Annotated in this window: 18 protein-coding genes and 1 pseudogene; 4 read left to right on the top strand and 15 right to left on the bottom strand. The window is 57.3% G+C overall.

Going from position 1 to position 17,484, the window contains the following annotated elements; genetic code table 11:
* Positions 1-19: 19 nt before the first annotated feature.
* From RB2501_RS15795 to RB2501_RS07775, 3 genes are all read right to left on the bottom strand, one after another.
* A complete protein-coding gene (locus RB2501_RS15795) occupies positions 20-1,060 on the bottom strand; it encodes a lysophospholipid acyltransferase family protein (RefSeq protein WP_015754225.1) in 1,041 nt (346 codons plus the stop codon).
* A 130-nt stretch (positions 1,061-1,190) separates the two neighbouring features.
* Positions 1,191-1,967 carry a bile acid:sodium symporter family protein gene (locus tag RB2501_RS07780; protein ID WP_015754223.1) on the bottom strand — a complete coding sequence of 259 codons (777 nt, stop codon included), beginning with the start codon at positions 1,965-1,967 and terminating at the stop codon, positions 1,191-1,193.
* A 9-nt stretch (positions 1,968-1,976) separates the two neighbouring features.
* Positions 1,977-2,288, bottom strand: a complete 312-nt coding sequence (locus RB2501_RS07775) for a hypothetical protein (RefSeq protein ID WP_015754222.1) — start codon at positions 2,286-2,288, stop codon at positions 1,977-1,979.
* Positions 2,289-2,403: 115 nt separating this feature from the next.
* Between RB2501_RS07775 and RB2501_RS07770 the strand changes: the two genes are divergently transcribed.
* Positions 2,404-2,967, top strand: a complete 564-nt coding sequence (locus tag RB2501_RS07770; protein ID WP_041327078.1) for a thioredoxin family protein — start codon at positions 2,404-2,406, stop codon at positions 2,965-2,967.
* 40 nt (positions 2,968-3,007) lie between these two features.
* Positions 3,008-3,538 carry a GNAT family N-acetyltransferase gene (locus RB2501_RS07765; RefSeq protein ID WP_015754220.1) on the top strand — a complete coding sequence of 177 codons (531 nt, stop codon included), beginning with the start codon at positions 3,008-3,010 and terminating at the stop codon, positions 3,536-3,538.
* Between the two features lie 37 nt (positions 3,539-3,575).
* Here RB2501_RS07765 and RB2501_RS07760 read toward each other — a convergent pair whose 3' ends face one another.
* The gene (locus tag RB2501_RS07760) at positions 3,576-4,118 is read right to left on the bottom strand and encodes a YfiT family bacillithiol transferase (RefSeq protein WP_015754219.1); all 543 of its coding nucleotides are present in this window, start codon (positions 4,116-4,118) and stop codon (positions 3,576-3,578) included.
* A gap of 164 nt (positions 4,119-4,282) precedes the next feature.
* Here RB2501_RS07760 and RB2501_RS07755 point away from each other — a divergent pair.
* A pseudogene (locus RB2501_RS07755) lies at positions 4,283-4,917 on the top strand (peroxiredoxin).
* Positions 4,918-4,919: 2 nt separating this feature from the next.
* Here the strand turns inward: RB2501_RS07755 and RB2501_RS07750 are convergent.
* The 3 genes from RB2501_RS07750 to RB2501_RS07740 are packed head-to-tail and all read right to left on the bottom strand — an operon-like array spanning position 4,920 to position 8,289.
* Positions 4,920-5,852 (bottom strand): peptidylprolyl isomerase, encoded by a 933-nt coding sequence (locus tag RB2501_RS07750; RefSeq protein ID WP_015754216.1) that lies wholly within the window; start codon positions 5,850-5,852, stop codon positions 4,920-4,922.
* 38 nt (positions 5,853-5,890) lie between these two features.
* Entirely contained in the window at positions 5,891-7,336 is a 1,446-nt protein-coding gene (locus RB2501_RS07745; RefSeq protein WP_015754215.1) for a M20/M25/M40 family metallo-hydrolase, read from the bottom strand.
* A gap of 20 nt (positions 7,337-7,356) precedes the next feature.
* A complete protein-coding gene (locus RB2501_RS07740) occupies positions 7,357-8,289 on the bottom strand; it encodes a PPK2 family polyphosphate kinase (protein WP_015754214.1) in 933 nt (310 codons plus the stop codon).
* Positions 8,290-8,475: 186 nt separating this feature from the next.
* Here RB2501_RS07740 and RB2501_RS07735 point away from each other — a divergent pair, with 186 nt between their 5' ends.
* A complete protein-coding gene (locus RB2501_RS07735) occupies positions 8,476-9,183 on the top strand; it encodes a hypothetical protein (RefSeq protein ID WP_041327076.1) in 708 nt (235 codons plus the stop codon).
* Positions 9,184-9,200: 17 nt separating this feature from the next.
* Here the strand turns inward: RB2501_RS07735 and RB2501_RS07730 are convergent, their stop codons facing one another.
* The 8 genes from RB2501_RS07730 to mnmD all read right to left on the bottom strand — a co-directional run bounded on the left by RB2501_RS07730 (position 9,201) and on the right by mnmD (position 17,483).
* Positions 9,201-10,364 (bottom strand): sigma-54-dependent transcriptional regulator, encoded by a 1,164-nt coding sequence (locus RB2501_RS07730; protein WP_041327075.1) that lies wholly within the window; start codon positions 10,362-10,364, stop codon positions 9,201-9,203.
* A 148-nt stretch (positions 10,365-10,512) separates the two neighbouring features.
* Complete coding sequence (locus RB2501_RS07725) at positions 10,513-11,469, bottom strand: mechanosensitive ion channel family protein (protein WP_015754211.1); 957 nt, start codon at positions 11,467-11,469, stop codon at positions 10,513-10,515.
* Between the two features lies 1 nt (position 11,470).
* Entirely contained in the window at positions 11,471-12,811 is a 1,341-nt protein-coding gene (locus tag RB2501_RS07720) for an ABC transporter permease (RefSeq protein WP_015754210.1), read from the bottom strand.
* Complete coding sequence (locus RB2501_RS07715; RefSeq protein ID WP_015754209.1) at positions 12,804-13,739, bottom strand: ABC transporter ATP-binding protein; 936 nt, start codon at positions 13,737-13,739, stop codon at positions 12,804-12,806. The genes RB2501_RS07720 and RB2501_RS07715 overlap by 8 nt, the downstream gene beginning before the upstream one ends.
* Before the next feature lie 276 nt (positions 13,740-14,015).
* Complete coding sequence (gene dnaJ, locus RB2501_RS07710) at positions 14,016-15,131, bottom strand: molecular chaperone DnaJ (protein ID WP_015754208.1); 1,116 nt, start codon at positions 15,129-15,131, stop codon at positions 14,016-14,018.
* A 4-nt stretch (positions 15,132-15,135) separates the two neighbouring features.
* Positions 15,136-15,726, bottom strand: a complete 591-nt coding sequence (locus tag RB2501_RS07705; protein WP_015754207.1) for a nucleotide exchange factor GrpE — start codon at positions 15,724-15,726, stop codon at positions 15,136-15,138.
* Positions 15,727-15,813: 87 nt separating this feature from the next.
* Positions 15,814-16,719 (bottom strand): TIGR01777 family oxidoreductase, encoded by a 906-nt coding sequence (locus tag RB2501_RS07700; protein WP_041327074.1) that lies wholly within the window; start codon positions 16,717-16,719, stop codon positions 15,814-15,816.
* A gap of 101 nt (positions 16,720-16,820) precedes the next feature.
* Positions 16,821-17,483 carry a tRNA (5-methylaminomethyl-2-thiouridine)(34)-methyltransferase MnmD gene (gene mnmD, locus RB2501_RS07695; protein ID WP_015754205.1) on the bottom strand — a complete coding sequence of 221 codons (663 nt, stop codon included), beginning with the start codon at positions 17,481-17,483 and terminating at the stop codon, positions 16,821-16,823.
* Between the last annotated feature and the right edge of the window lies 1 nt (position 17,484).

The following is a 17,484-nucleotide window of genomic DNA, read 5'->3' as shown; positions in this document are numbered from 1 at the left end:
GGGAATCGGTGGAAACGCTTCAGCGGAACTTGACGTACAGTACATTGAACAGGAAGAGCCCGGGGAGGCACCAGTATGCCTGTGGGGGAGCACCCGTAAGGGCAAACGTCGCCGCGAGCAGTCCCAGGTAGAGCGGGAAAGCGAGGAGGGCGAAGAGATACCGGAAGGTGCTCATGAATTCGGGTTCCCAGACCTTGTTTGCCGCAATCCAGCGCCAGAGCAACCAGGCAGGCAGGTTTAGCGCCCGAAACAGGAAGTCCCAGATCTTGTGGACGCCGTCCTCCCGGTTAGAATGGGTCGGTATTTCCACGGCATGACCGGACAGCCGGTCGTTGATCGGGCCCGGCAACAACCAGTCCGGAGAATCGGCTTCGAGTTCCCGAAGGGTCGCCTCGTAATCGCATTCAGGAGGGATATGCGTGGTGAGCTGTTTCAGCCGGGAGCTGACCGCCGATTTCATTTCCCGGGATACCCGTTGCTCATCGCCCGCTTTCAGGAAGGCTTCCGCGGGAAGCGCCTCGCCGAAATAACAGGCCACCCGGTCCGGGAAACCCGCCGCCCGTTGGTAGTTGAATCCGACCGGCACCAAGTGCAAATCCGTATCCGGATACTTCTTCAGCGTATGCAATACAATCCTAGTAAACCCCTTGCTCAGGGGCCGTACCTGCCGCTTCAGGTTGTGGTTGGCCTCCGGGAACAACAACAAGTCCCCGTTAGCGGCCAGCAGGTCGGCGCAGCGTTCAAAGATTTCCTCGTTCCGGTGGAGCGTGTCGCGGCCATCCCGCAACCGGTATATGGGGATCATCCGGAGCATATCGAAAAACCATTCGAGCAGCCCCCCCTGAAACACATCGGAACGGGTGAGGAAATACGGGCGGCGCCCCCGGATGTACGCGGCAATCAGCAGCGGGTCCAGCAGGGCGTTGTGGTGGTTGGGGAGGAAGACTACCGGCCGGTCCCGGGGAACCCGTTCCATTCCTATCATCCGCACCTCCCGGTAATAACAGAAAAAACCTGCCCGGATCAGTGGTTTCAGGACGGAATAGAGTAGTTTCTTCAAGCGGTACGTTGTTTTTTGAGTGGATTGCTGCTCCAAAATCCGGCGAGCAACAGGCCGGAGACCAGGTGCCAGATCCCCCAGCACGCCGCCACCAGGGCCATGCCCCCCATTCCTCCAAAAAACGTAAAAATCAGCAAAAGGCCCAAACCGGAATTTTGAATGCCGGTCTCCAGGGTGAGGGTCCGGATATCCGCAGGCCCAGTGCCTTTCCCGTGAGGAAACCGGTGGCCAGGGCCAGCAGATTGTGCAGGAGAACCATCCCGAATACCAGGCCCAGGGCCTGGGCCAGTACCGAATGGTCCTTCCAGACGGCGATCCCCACCAAAACGATAAAAAAGAGCAGGGAGCCCCCCCGGAAATACCGCGCCAGGGACCGGGCCAGGCCCGGTCGGAGACGACGGAGCCCCATCCCCGCCAAAAGGGGCAGGGCCAGGAGGAAGCCCACGAGCTGCACCATTTCCATCGGGTTGATATGTACCTGTTGCAGGATCTGGCCGGCCGGTGCGTACTGACCGCCCCAGAAAGCGAGGTTCAGCGGGGTCATTACCACTGCCACCAGAGTGGCAATGGCCGTGAGGCTGACGGAAAGTTCCGTATTCCCCCCGGCCAGATGGGTCATAAAATTGGAAACATTCCCGCCTGGGCAGGCAGCCACCAGAATCATCCCCAGGGCAAAGCTCGGTTGTGGCTGCAGCCATAACACGAGGAGAAAAGTCAGGAGCGGTAAGAGGAAAAACTGGCAGGCAACTCCGCCGCAGAGGGCCCGCGGGGATTTGAGTAGCGAACGAAACCCCGACACGCGGATATCCAGGGCAATCCCGAACATCACCAGCGCAAGCGCGCAATTCAATGCGAACAGGCTATCGCTGTCAAAGGCGATCCGGAGCTGATCGAACTGGACTTCCATCGATCGGTCTCAGCGGACGATGCGTAATTTTTTAACGATGTCCCGGGGGATGGTGCCGGTATACGCCCCATAGGCATCCACCAGGAGCCCTTTGTGGCCGTCCGAGGTTTCAATGGCATAGAGGATCGTGTTATCGCCCGGATTGGTCTTTCCCTCAAAGCGGTAAAACTGGGCCACTTCCAGTTCGGACGCGGGGTACACGCAGGATTTGCGTTTGTTTTCCAACCCGGTATCGCAATAGTTGAGATTTTCCGTGTAACCCTGGCTTTGGAGGGCCTCGACGGCCTCCGAAAGCGTGTCATATGCCTGTTTATCCTTCACTGAATGTGCGTTTTTGGTTTACTATTCCGGGACTTCCCCGCACCAAGAATATAGGGAGAGTTCCGAGAAAAAACAAGTTAATTCATACCTTTAGGGTCCCAGAAAAAAGGCAATTATGGCACGAACTCCCAGCAATATGCTGCCCCTCGGCACCCGGGCACCCGAATTTGAACTCCCCGACACCGTTTCGGGACAGGTCAGAGACCTGCAATCCCTCCAGGGGGAAAAAGGAACGCTGGTGATGTTTATCTGCAACCACTGCCCGTTCGTAAAGCACGTCAACCGCGAATTGGTCCGGCTGGCCAACCAGTACATGCCCAAAGGGATCTCGTTTATCGCCATATCCAGCAACGATGTGGAGAACTACCCGGACGACAGCCCGGAAAAAATGAAGGAAAATGCCCGGCTCCAGGGGTATCCGTTCCCTTACCTCTACGACGCCTCCCAGGAAGTTGCCCGCAGCTACCAGGCAGCCTGCACCCCGGACTTTTACCTGTTCGACGACAAACTCGACCTGGTCTATCGGGGACAACTGGACGATTCCCGTCCCGGAAACGGGATCCCGGTAACCGGCAAAGACCTGGAAGGGGCCATCACGGCGCTGCTAAACGGCGAATCCATCCCGGCCGACCAGAAGCCCAGTATCGGCTGCAATATTAAATGGAAACCTGCATCTTAAAACGCATGACCTCCCGGTTTCCCCCTGACAAAACGGGATTTTGAGATCCGAAGACGTATCCCTTGAATCCCTGGAAACCGCCACCCTCCGGGAATTCCTCCTCGCGGGTGTGCAGGCTTATACGGATCACTATTGCCATTTGTGGCCGGATGGAAACCCGGCGCCATACATCGATCGCAACCTGCGGGGGCCCATCGTGCGCAAAGAAATGACCGACCCGGCATTTCGCCACTGGCTGGTCCGCACCCCGGATGGCGTGGCGGGCATCTGCGTGGTGAACACCGGGGCGAAGTATCCGGGCTTCCACCCGGGGAATTCCCTTTTTATCGACAAGATCTACCTGAAAAAAGCGTATACCGGCCAGGGCGTCGGTACCCACGTAATGGATCAACTCCTGGGTTATTGCCGGCGCTCAGGACTTGCCGGAATCTGGCTGAAAGCAATGGCCAAGGGTCCGGCACGGGAATTTTACCTAAAGGCCGGTTTCCGAAAAATCGGCAATTCCTCCATTCCCTACCCCGAGGTACTGCCCGACGAAGCCGCCATGTGGGTGATGGGCAGGGACGTGTGATTGGACACTTCGACAGGGCGCCTGCCAGGCCTTGCGGCTACCACCCCATGCGGGCCACCAGCGCTTCGATATGGGCCAGGTGGTGGTTCCCGTGCCAGGCATACCGGCCGATATTCTCTTCCAGCGTCGTTGCGCTTCCCGTGTCCGGGTGGATGAATTGACGCCGGAGTTGCCCGCTGTCCAGACCCCGGAGCAGATAAACCAATTTGATGTGAACGGCCTGAAGGTGGTCCAGGGAAGGGCCCACCGGTGCCTTCCGGGAATCGAAAAGTTCCGCCCAGGCCTTCTCGTCGTAGGCCTTGATAGTGGGTGTGTCTTCGGTAAGCCCCCATTTGAAGCGTATATAGCTGTTGTGGTGGCTGTCTGCCAGGTGGTGCACTACCTGACGCACGGTCCAACCCCCCGGGCGGTAAGGGGTATCCAGTTGGTCTTCGGACAAGGCGGACACTACGTCCCGCAGTTTGGTAGGCAAAGCTTCCATTTCGGCGATCCAATCGGACAACTGCCGGGGGCTGACCGCCTCATGGGGGGTGAAATGCCCGATCGGGTATCGCAGTGATTCGAGTTCCTGTTCATTCATGGTTTTCCGGTTTCTGTGGTTATGCGGATCGGGCGGGGAATTCCAATCCCGTTTCCAGGGGTTTAGCCGTAAATTTAATAGAACTTTAACCCCCGGGCAAGCAGGATGCCAACATCAATCTAGTAAATTTATCGGGTAAATAGTAATCACTAAAACAAAATCATATGGCAACTCTTAGACTGGGGGATACCGCCCCGGATTTTACAGCGGAAACTTCTATGGGAACCCTGAACTTTTACGATTACCTCGGCGACGGCTGGGGCATCCTCTTTTCGCACCCGGCAGACTTTACGCCCGTCTGCACTACCGAACTCGGGACGGCCGCCAAATTCAAGGAGGAATTCGACAAGCGCAATGTCAAGATGATCGCCCTCAGCGTGGATGGTACGGAGTCCCACCACGAATGGATCAAAGACATCAATGAAACGCAGCAGACTACTGTCAACTTCCCCATTGTGGCAGACGAGACCGAAAGGTGTCCGACCTCTACGACATGATCCATCCGAATGCCGACGATACCTGACAGTGCGTTCGGTGTATATCATCGGCCCGATAAAAAATCAAGCTGACCCTCACCTACCCGGCATCCACCGGCCGGAACTTCTACGAGTTGCTCCGCGTGGTGGATTCCCTGCAACTGACCGCCTACCACAAGGTTGCGACCCCTGCGAACTGGGAGCACGGACAGGATGTGGTGGTGAGTCCGTCCATCCCCACGGAAGAGGCCAAAACGCTATTCGAAAAAGGGGTGAAAGAGGTGAAGCCCTACCTGCGGCTGACCCCGGACCCCACGGCGTAATATTACCGGATTGCCACGAGTTCCACATCGAAGAGCAGGGGGGCGTTTGGCGGGATAACCCCCCCGGCCCCCCGGGAACCGTAAGCGAGTTCCGCCGGGATCAGCAGGCGCGCCTTGTCGCCTACGCGAAGCAATTGGATGCCCTCGTCCCAACCCGGGATTACCTGGCCTTCGCCCAGGAGGAATTCAATGGGGTCTCCCCGGCGAACGGAGCTGTCGAACACGGTGCCGTTCAACAGGCTGCCCTCGTAGTGCACGGCCACGCGGTCGCCCCGCGAGGGCTTCTCCCCGTCACCGGTTTCCAGCATCTTGTATCGCAGGCCGCTCGGGGTGGTTTCAAACCCTTCGGCATGTGATTCCAGCTGTTGTTCCATTTCGGCCTTGGCCGCTTCCTCCTTCTTTCTAACCGCGTCCCGGAATTCATCAAAAGCCGCCAGCGCATCCCAGGACTCAGCGGCATCCCCTACCCGGACAATTTCCAGGGTTTCGATCCGGTCGCCCTGCGCTATGCTATCCACAACCTCCTGCCCGGAGGCCACATGGCCAAAAACGGTGTGCTTCCCATCCAGCCAGGGGGTGGGAACATGGGTGATGAAAAACTGACTGCCATTGGTCCCCGGGCCGGCATTCGCCATGGAAAGTACGCCCGGCTGGTTGTGTTTGAGATCCGGGTGGATCTCGTCGTCGAATTTATAACCGGGGTCGCCGGTACCGGTACCCGACGGGCAGCCGCCCTGAATCATAAAATCCGGGATGACCCGGTGGAATTTCAGACCGTCGTAATACGGTTTGCCGGCATCCCGGGCAGAATTGGGCTGGTCGCCCTCGGCGAGGGCCACAAAGTTGCCCACCGTCCCGGGTGTTTTTTCGTGTGTGAGTTTTACGAGGATCTCCCCCCGCGTCGTATGGAATTTAGCGTAAATGCCTTCTTGCATGTCTCTGGATTTAAGCCGCAAATATAGGGCTTTAAGGCCTATTTCCTAAGGCCGGGCTGGTCCGGCAGGCCGTACCGGTCGCACAGGTACACCAGGGAGGCCATGGCCGCCGCCCCGAGTTCGAGTTCCCGCCGGTTAATGGCCTCGAAGGTATCCGTCTCGGCGTGGTGGTGGTCGAAATACCGCTGGGAATCCGGGCGGAGTCCGGATAAGACGAGGCCCTGGGGTTTCAGCGGGCCGATATCCGCACCGCTGCCCCCGCGAATAAACTGGTGGATCAGGTAAGGTTCGAACAGGGGCTTCCAGGCGACAATCCTGTCAAAGGCTTCCGGGGTGCAATCAAACGAAAATCCCCTCGGGGTAAAGCCCCCTGCGTCGCTCTCCAGGGCAAACACGTGCTTCTCCCCGGCATTCAGTGCTTCCTGGGCGTATTTATTGCCCCCGCGCAGGCCGTTCTCCTCATTCATAAAGAGGACCACCCGAAGGGTCCTTTTCGGCCGGTAGCCGGTAGCTTTCAACAGGCGGAGCACCTCCATACTCTGTACGCAGCCGGCCCCGTCGTCATGGGAACCGTCGCCCAGGTCCCAGGAATCCAGGTGCCCGCCGACAACCATGATCTCCTCCGGGAATTCGCTTCCTCGGATTTCCCCAATCACGTTATAGGACAGTACATCGGCCATCTGCCGGCAATACTGGCGGAAAAAGAATTTGATGCCCGGGTTGAGTTTCAGGGTGGTGCTGAGCAATTCCGCTCCGTTGGTACTGATAGCCGCCGCCGGGATGCGCTGGGACTCGGGAAGGTCGCCGTAGCTCATCGAACCCGTATGCGGGTAATCGTCCAGGCGCAGGTTCATCGATCGGACAATGACCCCCACCGCCCCCATGCGCGCAGCCGCCTCGGCCCCTCCATGGCGCTGGTCCACGCATCCGCCGTAGGCCTGGAATGTATTGATCAGGGAAGCGTCCATCGGGCGGTTAAAGAAGACGATCTTCCCTTCCACCTCTTCCCGGTCCAGCTGCTGCAGCTGTTCAATGCCCTGCACCTCGACCACCCCTGCCTTGATGCCACCGACAGGCGTGGCCACGGACCCACCCAGGGCGCATATCGGGACGTTGTTCGTATTTCCGGGCTCGCTCTCAATATAGGCGAACTCGGAAGTGCCGCGGACCCATTTCGGGACCATCACCGGCTGCAGCCAGACCCGGTCCAGGCCCAGCGCCTCCAGCTCTTTTTTGGTGTATTCCACTGCTTGCTTGGCCCGTACCGACCCGGATAACCGACCGCCTATCTGGTTGGACAAGTGGTTCAGCCAGTCATAGGAACGGCCCCGCAGCAGGGACTCGTCAAAGATTTTTCGTATTTGCAGGGAATCGGCGGACTGGCCGGAAAGGCTCAGTCCGGCCAGGAATAACACGGCTGCCAGCGCCGCGGACTTCCAGTTTCTGCTGCCGGGGAACAAGGTAAACGGAGGGGTCGTATGCATCTGGAATATGAATTTAAATATTAACGGGGTTGATCTTCGGCCGGGTTATCCTTGCCAGGGGCTGCCTGGCCCGGTGCTTCCGCCAGGAGCTGGTTCCGGTAGGAATGCAGGTGTTCCTTGACGTCGTCCGGCAGTTCCGGCTCGCGGATATCTTCAAAAGCTGTAAGGGTCTCCAGCAGGATGGAGGCGACGATTACGCGGGCGGCCCGTTTGTTGTCCGAGGGGATAACATACCAGGGGGCCACATCGGTATGCGTGCGGCGGATGGCATCCTGATAGCATTCCTGGTAGGAATCCCAGAGTTGCCGTTCCTCCAGGTCGCCCGGGGAAAACTTCCAGTTTTTCTCCTTCAGGCGAAGCCGGCGAAGCAGGCGCTGCCGCTGCTCTTCCCTGGATATATTCAAAAAGAACTTATAAATGAGCGTTCCATTCTCAGCCAGGGTCTTTTCGAAATTATTGATTTGTTCAAAGCGGCGGCGCCAGAAGGCGTCGTCAATATCCGCCACGGACTGCACATCCGGCAGGTATTCCCCCAGGATGTACTCCGGGTGGACGCGTGTCACCAGGACATTTTCGTAGTGCGTCCGGTTAAATACCCCGAATTTCCCCCGGGCAGGCAGGGCGATGTAATGCCTCCAAAGATAATCGTGTTTGCGCTCGAGTTCTGTGGGCACCTTAAAACTGTGGACCACCACCCCCCGGGCGTTGAAATCCTTGAATACCTCCCGGATGAGGCTGTCCTTCCCGGCCGTATCCATCCCCTGCAGGCAGACCAGTACGGCGTATTTGCCATGGGCATAGAGTGTGTCCTGGAATTTTCCGAGCCTTTTGCGGATCCTGGCGAGGGCCTTTTTCAGCTCCCGGTCCGACATGCCCAGGTCTTCGTGGGTATCGCCCTTGCGGAGCGTAAAATCACTCCCTGCCAGGTAATCCTTTGCGTAGATGTCCTTCATGGGGTTAATATAGAATAATTGGCGGTCTGTGGCAATTCCCCGGGGAATTTATACCGTTGGACGATGCGGATTGCGGGATAACCCAAACTTTGGCCCGCTGGACGAAAAAAGCGGGCAGCACCTGCCGCACGCCCTATCTTTATCTTCCCCAAATCGCCACCCTGGTGGCACTTATAAACCTACGCTATGACTATCAGGACTCTCTCAGTTGTCTTGGGCAGCTTATTGATGACGGCTGCCGCCCATGCATCCCCCGGATGTATGGATGCCGGTTCCATGATCGGTTTTGTGGAAACCCACCTTCGAAATTCCCTGAAAGCCGAAGAACTCCCCCTGGCGCGATACCACGCCTACAAGGCGATAAACACGATGGAAAAATCCCGGACGCAATTTGAGGACTGCGGATGCGACTACGCCAAAAAACATATTTTTGAAAGCCTGGATAACCTGAAGCTCGCCACCCGGGTCAATTCCCTGGAAGGCACCCGTATCCTGGTTCGACGGGCCCTGAATGGCGCCCTGGCCGGGGAGGAAGCCCTGGAGCTCCACGACGAGCTCCACGACAGCCCGTATGACAGCGATGTCCTGGCCATGAATACCGGCGAGCAGCCAGCCCGCGTTACCTTTGGGGACGATCCGGATGCCGCCCGCAAGATTGAACAGCAGATCGACGAATCCCTGCAGGCGTACCGGGAATCACTTGCCGATGTCGTTTCCGGGGTGCCCTGCCGGGAAGCCCTTGAATTTGTGCGGCGAATCTACGACCACTGCGAAAGGCAATTGCTCCGCGAAGACCTGACGCGCGCCAAGCGCTACTACAATTACCGCACCAAGGAACTCACTGAAGATGCGCTGCGGAAGTTGGAAGGGTGTCCGGAGAATACGGCCCGATAAAGGCCTGCCCGGGACGCCTATTTGCTTGCAAAAAGCCGTACATCCTCCTCGCTGACTTCTTTGCCGCCGAGGATCACCAGGCGCTCCACGACATTCCGCAGCTCGCGGACATTTCCGGTCCAGTCGTAATCCTGTAATAATTTAATGGCCTTCTCCGTAAACCCTTTCGGGGCCGTACCCTGTTCTTCGGCAATCTTACCCGAAAAATGTTCGATGAGCAATGGGATATCCTCCCGGCGGTCATTTAATGACGGGACGCGGATCAGGATTACCGCCAGGCGGTGATAGAGGTCCTCCCGGAACTTCCCTTCCGAAATTTCCTTTTGCAGGTCTTTGTTGGTCGCGGCCACCACCCGGACATCCACTTTGATATCCTTGTCCGACCCAACCCGGGATACCTTGCTTTCCTGCAGGGCCCGCAATACCTTGGCCTGGGCCGAAAGGCTCATGTCCCCGATCTCGTCGAGGAACAGCGTGCCTTTGTTGGCCGCCTCGAATTTCCCCGCCCGGTCCTTGACTGCCGAAGTAAAGGCGCCTTTGACATGGCCGAATAGCTCGCTTTCGATGAGTTCCGAGGGAATTGCGGCGCAATTCACCTCCACAAACGGGGCGCTGCTGCGGGGGCTTTTCTGGTGGATCCAGTGCGCGACGAGTTCCTTCCCGGTACCATTGGACCCGGTGATCAGGACCCGGGCATCGGTGGGGGCCACTTTGTCAATCATTTCCTTGATGCCGTGGATCTCATCGCTCTCCCCGACCATTTGGAAGTTTTTGCTGACTTTTTTCTTGAGGATCCGGTTTTCGGCCACGAGCTCCTTGCGGTCAAGCGCATTCCGCACAGTCGTGAGCAGGCGGTTCAGATCCGGGGGTTTGCTGATGTAGTCAAACGCGCCCATGCGCATGGTCTGCACCGCGGTGTCCAGGTCGCCGTGACCGGAAATCATGATAAACGGCGTTTCGGGCTTGCTCTTCCTGCCGGCTTCCAGCACCTCCACCCCATCCATCTTGGGCATCTTGATATCGCAGAGGACCAGGTCGTACTCCTGTTTCTTCAATTTTTCGAGGCCTTCCGCCCCGTTTTCTGCCTCCTCCACCTGGTAGGCGTCGTTTTCCTCGGTGAGGATCTTCACCAATACGCGCCGGATGGCGGCTTCGTCTTCTATTACGAGTATTCTGGCCATAAACAAATGTTTGCTTGCATTCTGTGGACGCGATGGCGCCCGGTTTCAATGTAAATATAACGCCTGGGATGCGGAAGATTGTTAAGGAAGCAATAAAAGGAAACCTGCCTCAGCGTCCTTAACCCTTGCTCCCGGCCTGCCGCGTGCATCAGGCACTGCCCTCAGGGGCATTCGCGGGTCCCTGCCCGTCTTCCCGGACCGAGAGGGGCGTATGGGCAAAAAAGTGCACATCCCGTTGGGGGAATGGGATAGTTATCCTGTTTTCGCGGAAGAGCGCATCGATCCGGTACCGCATATCGCTCTTAACCCGGGGGTCGGTAAAGGCGTCGTTGGTAAAGAAATGGATGGCAAACAACAGGGCGGAATCCCCGAAATCGTCGAAAGTCACAAAAGGTTTCGGGTTTTTGAGTACGCCCTTTTGCTCCCTGGCGGCCTCGAGCAACAATTCAGTGACCCGCTGGACATCGCTGCCGTAGGCCACCCCCACCCGGACCGCTTCCCGCGTCATCCGGTGGTTTTGGGTATAGTTGTAGATGACCTCGCTCATAAACTTGTGGTTCGGGATCACCAGGACCTTGTCGTCCCGGGTCAGGGCCCGGGTGGAGCGCAACTTGATTTCGAAAACCTTGCCCACCTTGCCGTCTACTTCCACGATATCCCCCACATGGAGCGATTTATCCACCAGGATCATGATCCCCCCGATGATATCCTGGAAAAACTCCTGCAAAGCGAGGCCGATACCCACAAACAGCACCGCAGAGGCGGTGATCAGCAGCGTGATATCGATGCCGGCGGCGCTTACTGTCAGCAGGACCACTACCAGGTAGATGCCATACCGGAAATACTTGAAGACGCTGATGAATTTCATCCGGTCTTCCTGTTCCATTTTACGGGAGTACAGGTTGCGCATCCAGCGGAGTACCAAGGTGGTGCCCACCAGTGCCAGGGTCAGCGACAGCAGCAGGCCGATGGTAATGTCGACGGAATTATCCCCTTCCCCAAAGTGGAGGCCGTAATTCAGGAACTCCCTGGCGGCGTCCCAGAGGTCCTCCTTGAAGAATTCCTTCACGGGCTCGGCAACGGGTTCTGTATTTTCCTGCATCATCTCAGTATTTTAACCATTGGAACAATTCGCGATATGTCGGTTTTTTTCCGTACATCAAAATACCGGTACGGTAAATCTTGGCCGCCAGCCAGACGATCCCCAGAAAGGTGCCCGCCAGCAATGCCAGGGAGGCGACCAGTTGCCAGGGCGGCACGCCCCCTTCCCCAATACCCCCGGGCAGCCGCATCAGCATCACAATGGGCGACGTCAGCGGGAAGATTGAAAAAGCAACAGCTATCGGGCCGTGCGGGTTGGAAAACACCGAAAAAAAGCCCACATAGATGGCGAGCATCAGCGGCAAAATGATGGGGAAGATAAATTGCTGGGTATCCGTTTCGTTGTCCACAGCGGCCCCGATAGCGGCGTAAATGGAGCTGTAGATCAGGTATCCCAGGATAAAATAGATCAGGAAAAACCCGATAAGCAGACCCATGGGCAGTTGGAGGAATTCCTCGAGGATCATCCGGCTCGTCTCGTCTGCCGGGAAGGCGCCGGACGCCATGCCGGCATCCAGGCCGCCGGGCATGCCGCGGGATTCGAGCAATATTCCCGGGTCGATATCCAAAAACAATAAGACGAGGACCATCAGCAGGGAAGCCGAAAGAATCCAGATCAGAAACTGGGTAACCCCTGCCAGGGAGGTTCCGATGATTTTCCCGAGCATCAATTGGAAGGGTTTTACCGAGGAGATGATAACCTCGATGATCCGGCTGGTCTTTTCCTCGATGACCGACCGCATGACAAACCCGCCGTAGATGATGATGAACATCATGATCAGGTAGCCGAAGGCCCCGCCGACAAGGGCCTTGAACTCGTTGATTCCCTTGGCGTTTCGCTCCCCGGCAAAAGTAGCTGTGTGGATTTCATAGCTGCTGCGCACCCGGGCGTACTGTTCGGGGCTCACGCCCAGTTCCTGCAGCCGGTGGGCCCGCAACCCATCTTCAAAAACCGCCTCCACCTGCTCCAGTACGGAGGTAGAGGGCGCGTCCTGTGTATAGAGGAAGGCGTCTTCCGTAACGGCAACCAGGTCTTGCCGGTCCGGCAGGTGGAGCAGGCCGTAGAATCCCATGGAGAGCGTACTGTCCTTGGCCTCCTCCAGGGTGAGGTCGTTAAACCGGATAAAGGAAACCCCCGCCTGGGGCAGGAAGGCATCGGTAAAGAACCTGCTCTGGTTGAGCACGGCCACCTGGCGTTTTTCATTGTCGTTCACCTTGGTGAGGTAGGCGATCAGGACAATCATGCCCACCAGGAGGATTGGGCTCAGGAACGTCATGATCACGAACGATTTATTCCGAACCTTTGCGAGGTATTCCCTCCGGATAATCAGGCCGATCTTACCCATTAGCCTCCTTGTTTTGAACGGTTTCTATAAATATATCATTGGCGGTCGGCACCAGTTCCCGAAAGGAGGTGATGCTCCCTTTTTCGGACAGGGCGTTCAGCAGTCCTTTCTTGGCTGCATCCGGCAGGCGTACCGTGAAATCCCACACCTGTTCCTCCGGATCGAATCGCGCGGTTTCCACCGGGGTGCCGTTCAGGACGTTCTCCGGGGCAACAGACGCCCGCTCCGGAGCCCATTCTATGCGGAACCGATTCTGTTTATACGCTTTCTTGATGTCCGACAACCGGCCTTCCAGGATCAATTGGGAACGATGGATGAGGCCGATATACTCGCATAATTCCTCTACCGATTCCATCCGGTGGGTAGAAAAAATGATGGAGGCGCCCGCTTCCCGCAACTCCAGGATCTGATCCTTGATCAGGGCGGCATTGATGGGGTCGAAGCCGCTGAAAGGCTCGTCGAAAATAAGGAGTTTCGGCTGGTGGAGTACCGTGACGATGAATTGTATCTTCTGGGCCATCCCCTTGGAGAGTTCCTGCACCTTTTTTCCCCACCAGTCGCCAATTTCCAGTTTTTCAAACCAGTACTGCAGGCGTTTGCGCGCCTCGGAGCGGCTCAACCCCTTGAGTTGCGCGAGGTAGAGTGCCTGTTCCCCCACTTTCATGCTCTTGTACAGCCCGCGTTCTTCCGGGAGGTACCCAATCTGGGCCACGTGCTCCGGCCGGAGCGGTTTTCCGTCCAGCAATACGCTCCCTGCATCCGGCACCAGGATTTGGTTGATGATACGGATCAGCGTCGTTTTCCCGGCCCCGTTGGGCCCGAGTAGCCCGAAAATCCGATTTTCGGGAATTTCCAGGGAAACCCGGTCCAGGGCTTTGTGCGGGCCATAGGATTTGCTGACCTCACGTATGGAAAGAATGCTGCTCATGCGGGGCGATGTTTACCGGGCGTTAAATATAGGCATTCGCGGGCTAGGAAATAAACCCTGAGGCACCGCAGACCCAATTGGCGGGACGCGCTTCCCCAGGCTGCGAGGGGCGCGGTAACCGAAGCGTTCAGGGGCCTGCTCCCATAAAACAAAAACCCATCCCCGAAAGGCGTTTCAGGGATGGGAAAAAAATTGCTATGAAAAAGAAAATTAATATTGGAGTCCCAATATCAAATCAAATATACATTTTTATTTTAAAATGCCCTCAAAATATCGCTAGGAGAACATATCTTTCACCTTCTCAAAGAAGGATTTATCGGATTTTTCCGGTTTTGGCGCAAATTTGTCGTCTTCCTGCATCCTTTCAAAAAACTCCCGTTGCTCCTTACTGAGTTCCTTGGGCGTCCAAACGTTTACATGAACCAGCAGGTCGCCGGCACCGTAGCCATTAATGCTTTGGATCCCCTTGTTGCGGAGCCGGAGGATTTTCCCGGATTGGATGCCCGGTTCGAGTTTGATCCGCACCTTGCCCCCGATGGTATCGATTTCCTTAGAGGTGCCCAAAACGGCATCCGGCATGGAGATATACAGGTCGTAATGCAGGTTGTCGCCTTCCCGTTTCAGGGTTGGGTGTTCCCGGGTTTCGATGGCCACCAGCAAATCGCCGGGCACCCCGTTGCCGGGGGCATCGTTCCCCTTGCCGGATACTTTTAGCTGCATCCCGGATTCAACCCCTCCCGGGATTTTGATCGAAACGGTTTCTTCCTGCATCACCAGGCCGTGTGCGTCCGCCCCGTCCGGCCGGGAATCGATAACCTGTCCGCTGCCCCCGCAGGCCGTACAGGTGGCCGCAGTCTGCATCCGGCCGAGGATCGTATTCGTGATCTTGGTCACCTGGCCGTTCCCGCCACAAGTCCCGCAGGTTTTGTAGGTTACCCCCGGGGCCTGGACTTTCCGCTTGACCTTGATTTTCTTTTCAACCCCCAGGGCAACTTCTTCCAGGTCCAGGGTTACCCGGATGCGCAGGTTGCTTCCCTTAACGCGCCGCTGTCCGCCGCCGAAACCGCCGAAGCCGCCAAAGCCGCTGCCGCCGAAGGCACTGCCGAAGATATCCCCGAACTGGCTGAAAATATCCTCCATGTTCATGCCGCCACCGCCAAAGCCGCCGCCTTCGAAGGCCTGGTGGCCGAACTGATCGTACCGCGCCCGTTTATTCGGGTCGCTGAGCACCTCGTAGGCCTCTGCCGCCTTCTTGAAATTCTCCTCGGCCGTGGCGTCGCCGGGGTTGCGGTCCGGGTGAAATTCAATAGCCTTCTTCCGGTATGCCTTTTTGATTTCGGCTGCAGTAGCTCCTTTGGAAACGCCCAGTAATTCGTAATAGTCCTCCTTCATAATCTTAGTTTCCTACGACCACCTTGGGGTGCCGGATGACGCGGTCTCCCAGGGTAAAGCCTTTTTCGATTACATCCACCACCTTGCCTTTCAGGCTTTTATCCGGTGCGGGTATTTGGGTAACTGCCTCGTGCACATCGGCGTCAAAGGTATCCCCTTCGGCCACTGAAATCTCCTCCAGGCCTTTGCTCTTTAAGGTTTCCTTGAATTTGTTGTGAATGAGCGCAACCCCTTGCAGTGCGGCTTCGTCCCCGGACTTGTTCAGTTCTTTCATGGCCCTGTCAAAATCGTCGAGAACCGGCAACAAAGAGACAATAACATCCTGGCCGGCGGTCCGGAACATGTCGGTGCGCTCCCGCGCCGTGCGTTTTCGGAAATTTTCGAATTCGGCAAACAACCTGAGGAATTTCTCTTTCTCTGCTGTGAGCTCCTTTTGCAGGGATTCCAGCTCCCCGGCTTCCTCCTCCTGCTTATCTTGCGAGGCGTCTCCGCCTTCCCCGGAGGCATCCCGGGCTTCCGCGGCGTCCTGCTGATCGATTTCCCGTTCCTGCTGTTCCGCCTGCAAGTCTTCCTGCTGGTCGATATCCTTACTCATAGTACGTGCTGCTTTTCCTTGATTTTCCATTTCTGAGCGGCAAAAGTACTGCCAATTCCACGAAAATGTCAAAATGTCACGAAAAAACTACAGGAGGTCCTCCAGGGCAGGTCGCAGGTTGGCAAATGTGTAGGTGAAGCCTTCCATCTTGATTTTGTCGGCGCAAACGCGCTGGCTGCCCAGTACCAGTTCGGCCCGTTCCCCCATGAGCAATTTCAGTATGGCAGCCGGAACGCGGGGCAACCAGATGGGCTTATTGAGTACTTCGGCTACCTGCCGGGTGAGTTTGGCATTGGTAACCGGGTTGGGGGCCACCGCGTTATACACCCCTTCCAGTTGCTGGTGGACAGCAAACAGGAACATGGCTGCCGCATCCTCCAGGTGGATCCAGGATTGCCACTGCCGGCCGGAACCCAGGGGGGCGCCTGCATAAAATCGCACCGGTCGTGCAATCTGGGGGAGCGCACCTCCTTTGCCGGCAAGGACCAGGCCCAGGCGAAGCATCCCGCATGGCATTTCAAGAGCCTCAAACGCCCGGGCGGCATCCTCCCACTGCCGCACAGTCTCCGCCAGGAAACCTTCCCCCGTATGGGTGGAGGATTCCATATGATAGTCTGTAAAGGAATGTCCATAAATCCCGATGGCCGAGGCGGAGACCAGATATTCCACCTGGCCCTTGCCGTTGGTTTTCATATGCCGGAACAGGGTGTCCAGGCTGTCTGTACGGCTCTGCTGGATTTTCCGTTTGTTGGAAGGGGTCCAGGGCTGGGAAATGGACGTGCCTGCGAGGTTGATTACGGCGTGTACGCCGTCGAAACTCCGCGGGTCGAGCGTCCGTTGGGCGGGGTCCCAGAGAAATCCCCGATACCCGGGTTCCTCCCGGATCTTCTCCTGTCGGGTCGTGAGGTAATGTACGTCCACACCGGCCTCCCGGCACTGCCTGGTAATGGCGGTGCCAACCAAACCGGTAGCTCCTGTAATCAGTACTTTCAAATTGAGAATTTGACCCAAAAGTACTGGTTTTGGGCCGGGAACGTGCCGCATTTAATGCCGATTTAACATTCCCCCGGACGGGCGGAACTCCCTGCCCCCGCTTACGGTTTAAGGGCCCGGAGCATCTCCCGTTTGCCCGGCGGGCCCGGCAGTCGCTCCACGCGGAACCCCGAGGCGAGCATGGCCCGCCGTACACTGCCCTTGGCCGCATATGTCACCAGGCAACCGCCTTCCGACAGCGCTTCATACATGGATTGAAAAACCTTTTCGGTCCAGAGTTCCGGTTGCACCCGCGCCCCGAAGGCATCGAAGTAAACCAGGTCAAAGGCATCGCATGCAGAAAACTCCAGCAGGTTAGCCTGCAATTTTTGAATGGTAAAGGAAGGAGTGACGGGCGTCGGGGCTTCCCAGGGAGCCTCGTGGAGGCTTTTAAAAAGATTTCCCGCCTCCGGATCGTCGAACAGGCTCCCGTAGTCCAGCTCCTGCCATTCCTGCCGGGTAACCGGATAGGCCTCCAGGGCGGTGTATTCCAGCTGCAAGCCGCGACGGGGGGCCTCAAGCAGGCTCAACAGGGCATTCAGGCCGGTCCCGAAACCCATTTCAAGGATGCGCAAGGGTCGGGATGCGTACCGGGCGAGCCCGTTGGCGATAAAAACATGGAGAGACTCCTGCAGGGCACCGTGGAGCGAATGGTACTGCTCCTGCCACCCGGGAATTTGGATGGTACGGGAGCCGTCGGAAGTCCGGATGATGCGGCGTTCCACC

Source organism: Robiginitalea biformata HTCC2501 (assembly GCF_000024125.1).
GTDB lineage: Bacteria > Bacteroidota > Bacteroidia > Flavobacteriales > Flavobacteriaceae > Robiginitalea > Robiginitalea biformata.
The sequence above is the reverse complement of the archived record's forward strand: the minus strand, read 5'-3'. Positions and strand labels throughout refer to the sequence as shown.

Bases quoted from the DNA above. Each gene is read 5' to 3' on its own strand.
- RB2501_RS07735 (WP_041327076.1), top strand. From the start codon at position 8,476: ATGACTATCAGGACTCTCTCAGTTGTCTTGGGCAGCTTATTGATGACG.
- RB2501_RS07745 (WP_015754215.1), bottom strand. From the start codon at position 7,336: ATGCATACGACCCCTCCGTTTACCTTGTTCCCCGGCAGCAGAAACTGG.
- RB2501_RS07760 (WP_015754219.1), bottom strand. From the start codon at position 4,118: ATGAATGAACAGGAACTCGAATCACTGCGATACCCGATCGGGCATTTC.
- RB2501_RS07725 (WP_015754211.1), bottom strand. From the start codon at position 11,469: ATGATGCAGGAAAATACAGAACCCGTTGCCGAGCCCGTGAAGGAATTC.
- RB2501_RS07720 (WP_015754210.1), bottom strand. From the start codon at position 12,811: ATGGGTAAGATCGGCCTGATTATCCGGAGGGAATACCTCGCAAAGGTT.
- RB2501_RS07730 (WP_041327075.1), bottom strand. From the start codon at position 10,364: ATGGCCAGAATACTCGTAATAGAAGACGAAGCCGCCATCCGGCGCGTA.
- RB2501_RS07715 (WP_015754209.1), bottom strand. From the start codon at position 13,739: ATGAGCAGCATTCTTTCCATACGTGAGGTCAGCAAATCCTATGGCCCG.
- RB2501_RS07780 (WP_015754223.1), bottom strand. From the start codon at position 1,967: ATGGAAGTCCAGTTCGATCAGCTCCGGATCGCCTTTGACAGCGATAGC.
- RB2501_RS07770 (WP_041327078.1), top strand. From the start codon at position 2,404: ATGGCACGAACTCCCAGCAATATGCTGCCCCTCGGCACCCGGGCACCC.
- RB2501_RS07750 (WP_015754216.1), bottom strand. From the start codon at position 5,852: ATGCAAGAAGGCATTTACGCTAAATTCCATACGACGCGGGGGGAGATC.
- RB2501_RS07705 (WP_015754207.1), bottom strand. From the start codon at position 15,726: ATGAGTAAGGATATCGACCAGCAGGAAGACTTGCAGGCGGAACAGCAG.
- RB2501_RS07740 (WP_015754214.1), bottom strand. From the start codon at position 8,289: ATGAAGGACATCTACGCAAAGGATTACCTGGCAGGGAGTGATTTTACG.
- dnaJ (WP_015754208.1), bottom strand. From the start codon at position 15,131: ATGAAGGAGGACTATTACGAATTACTGGGCGTTTCCAAAGGAGCTACT.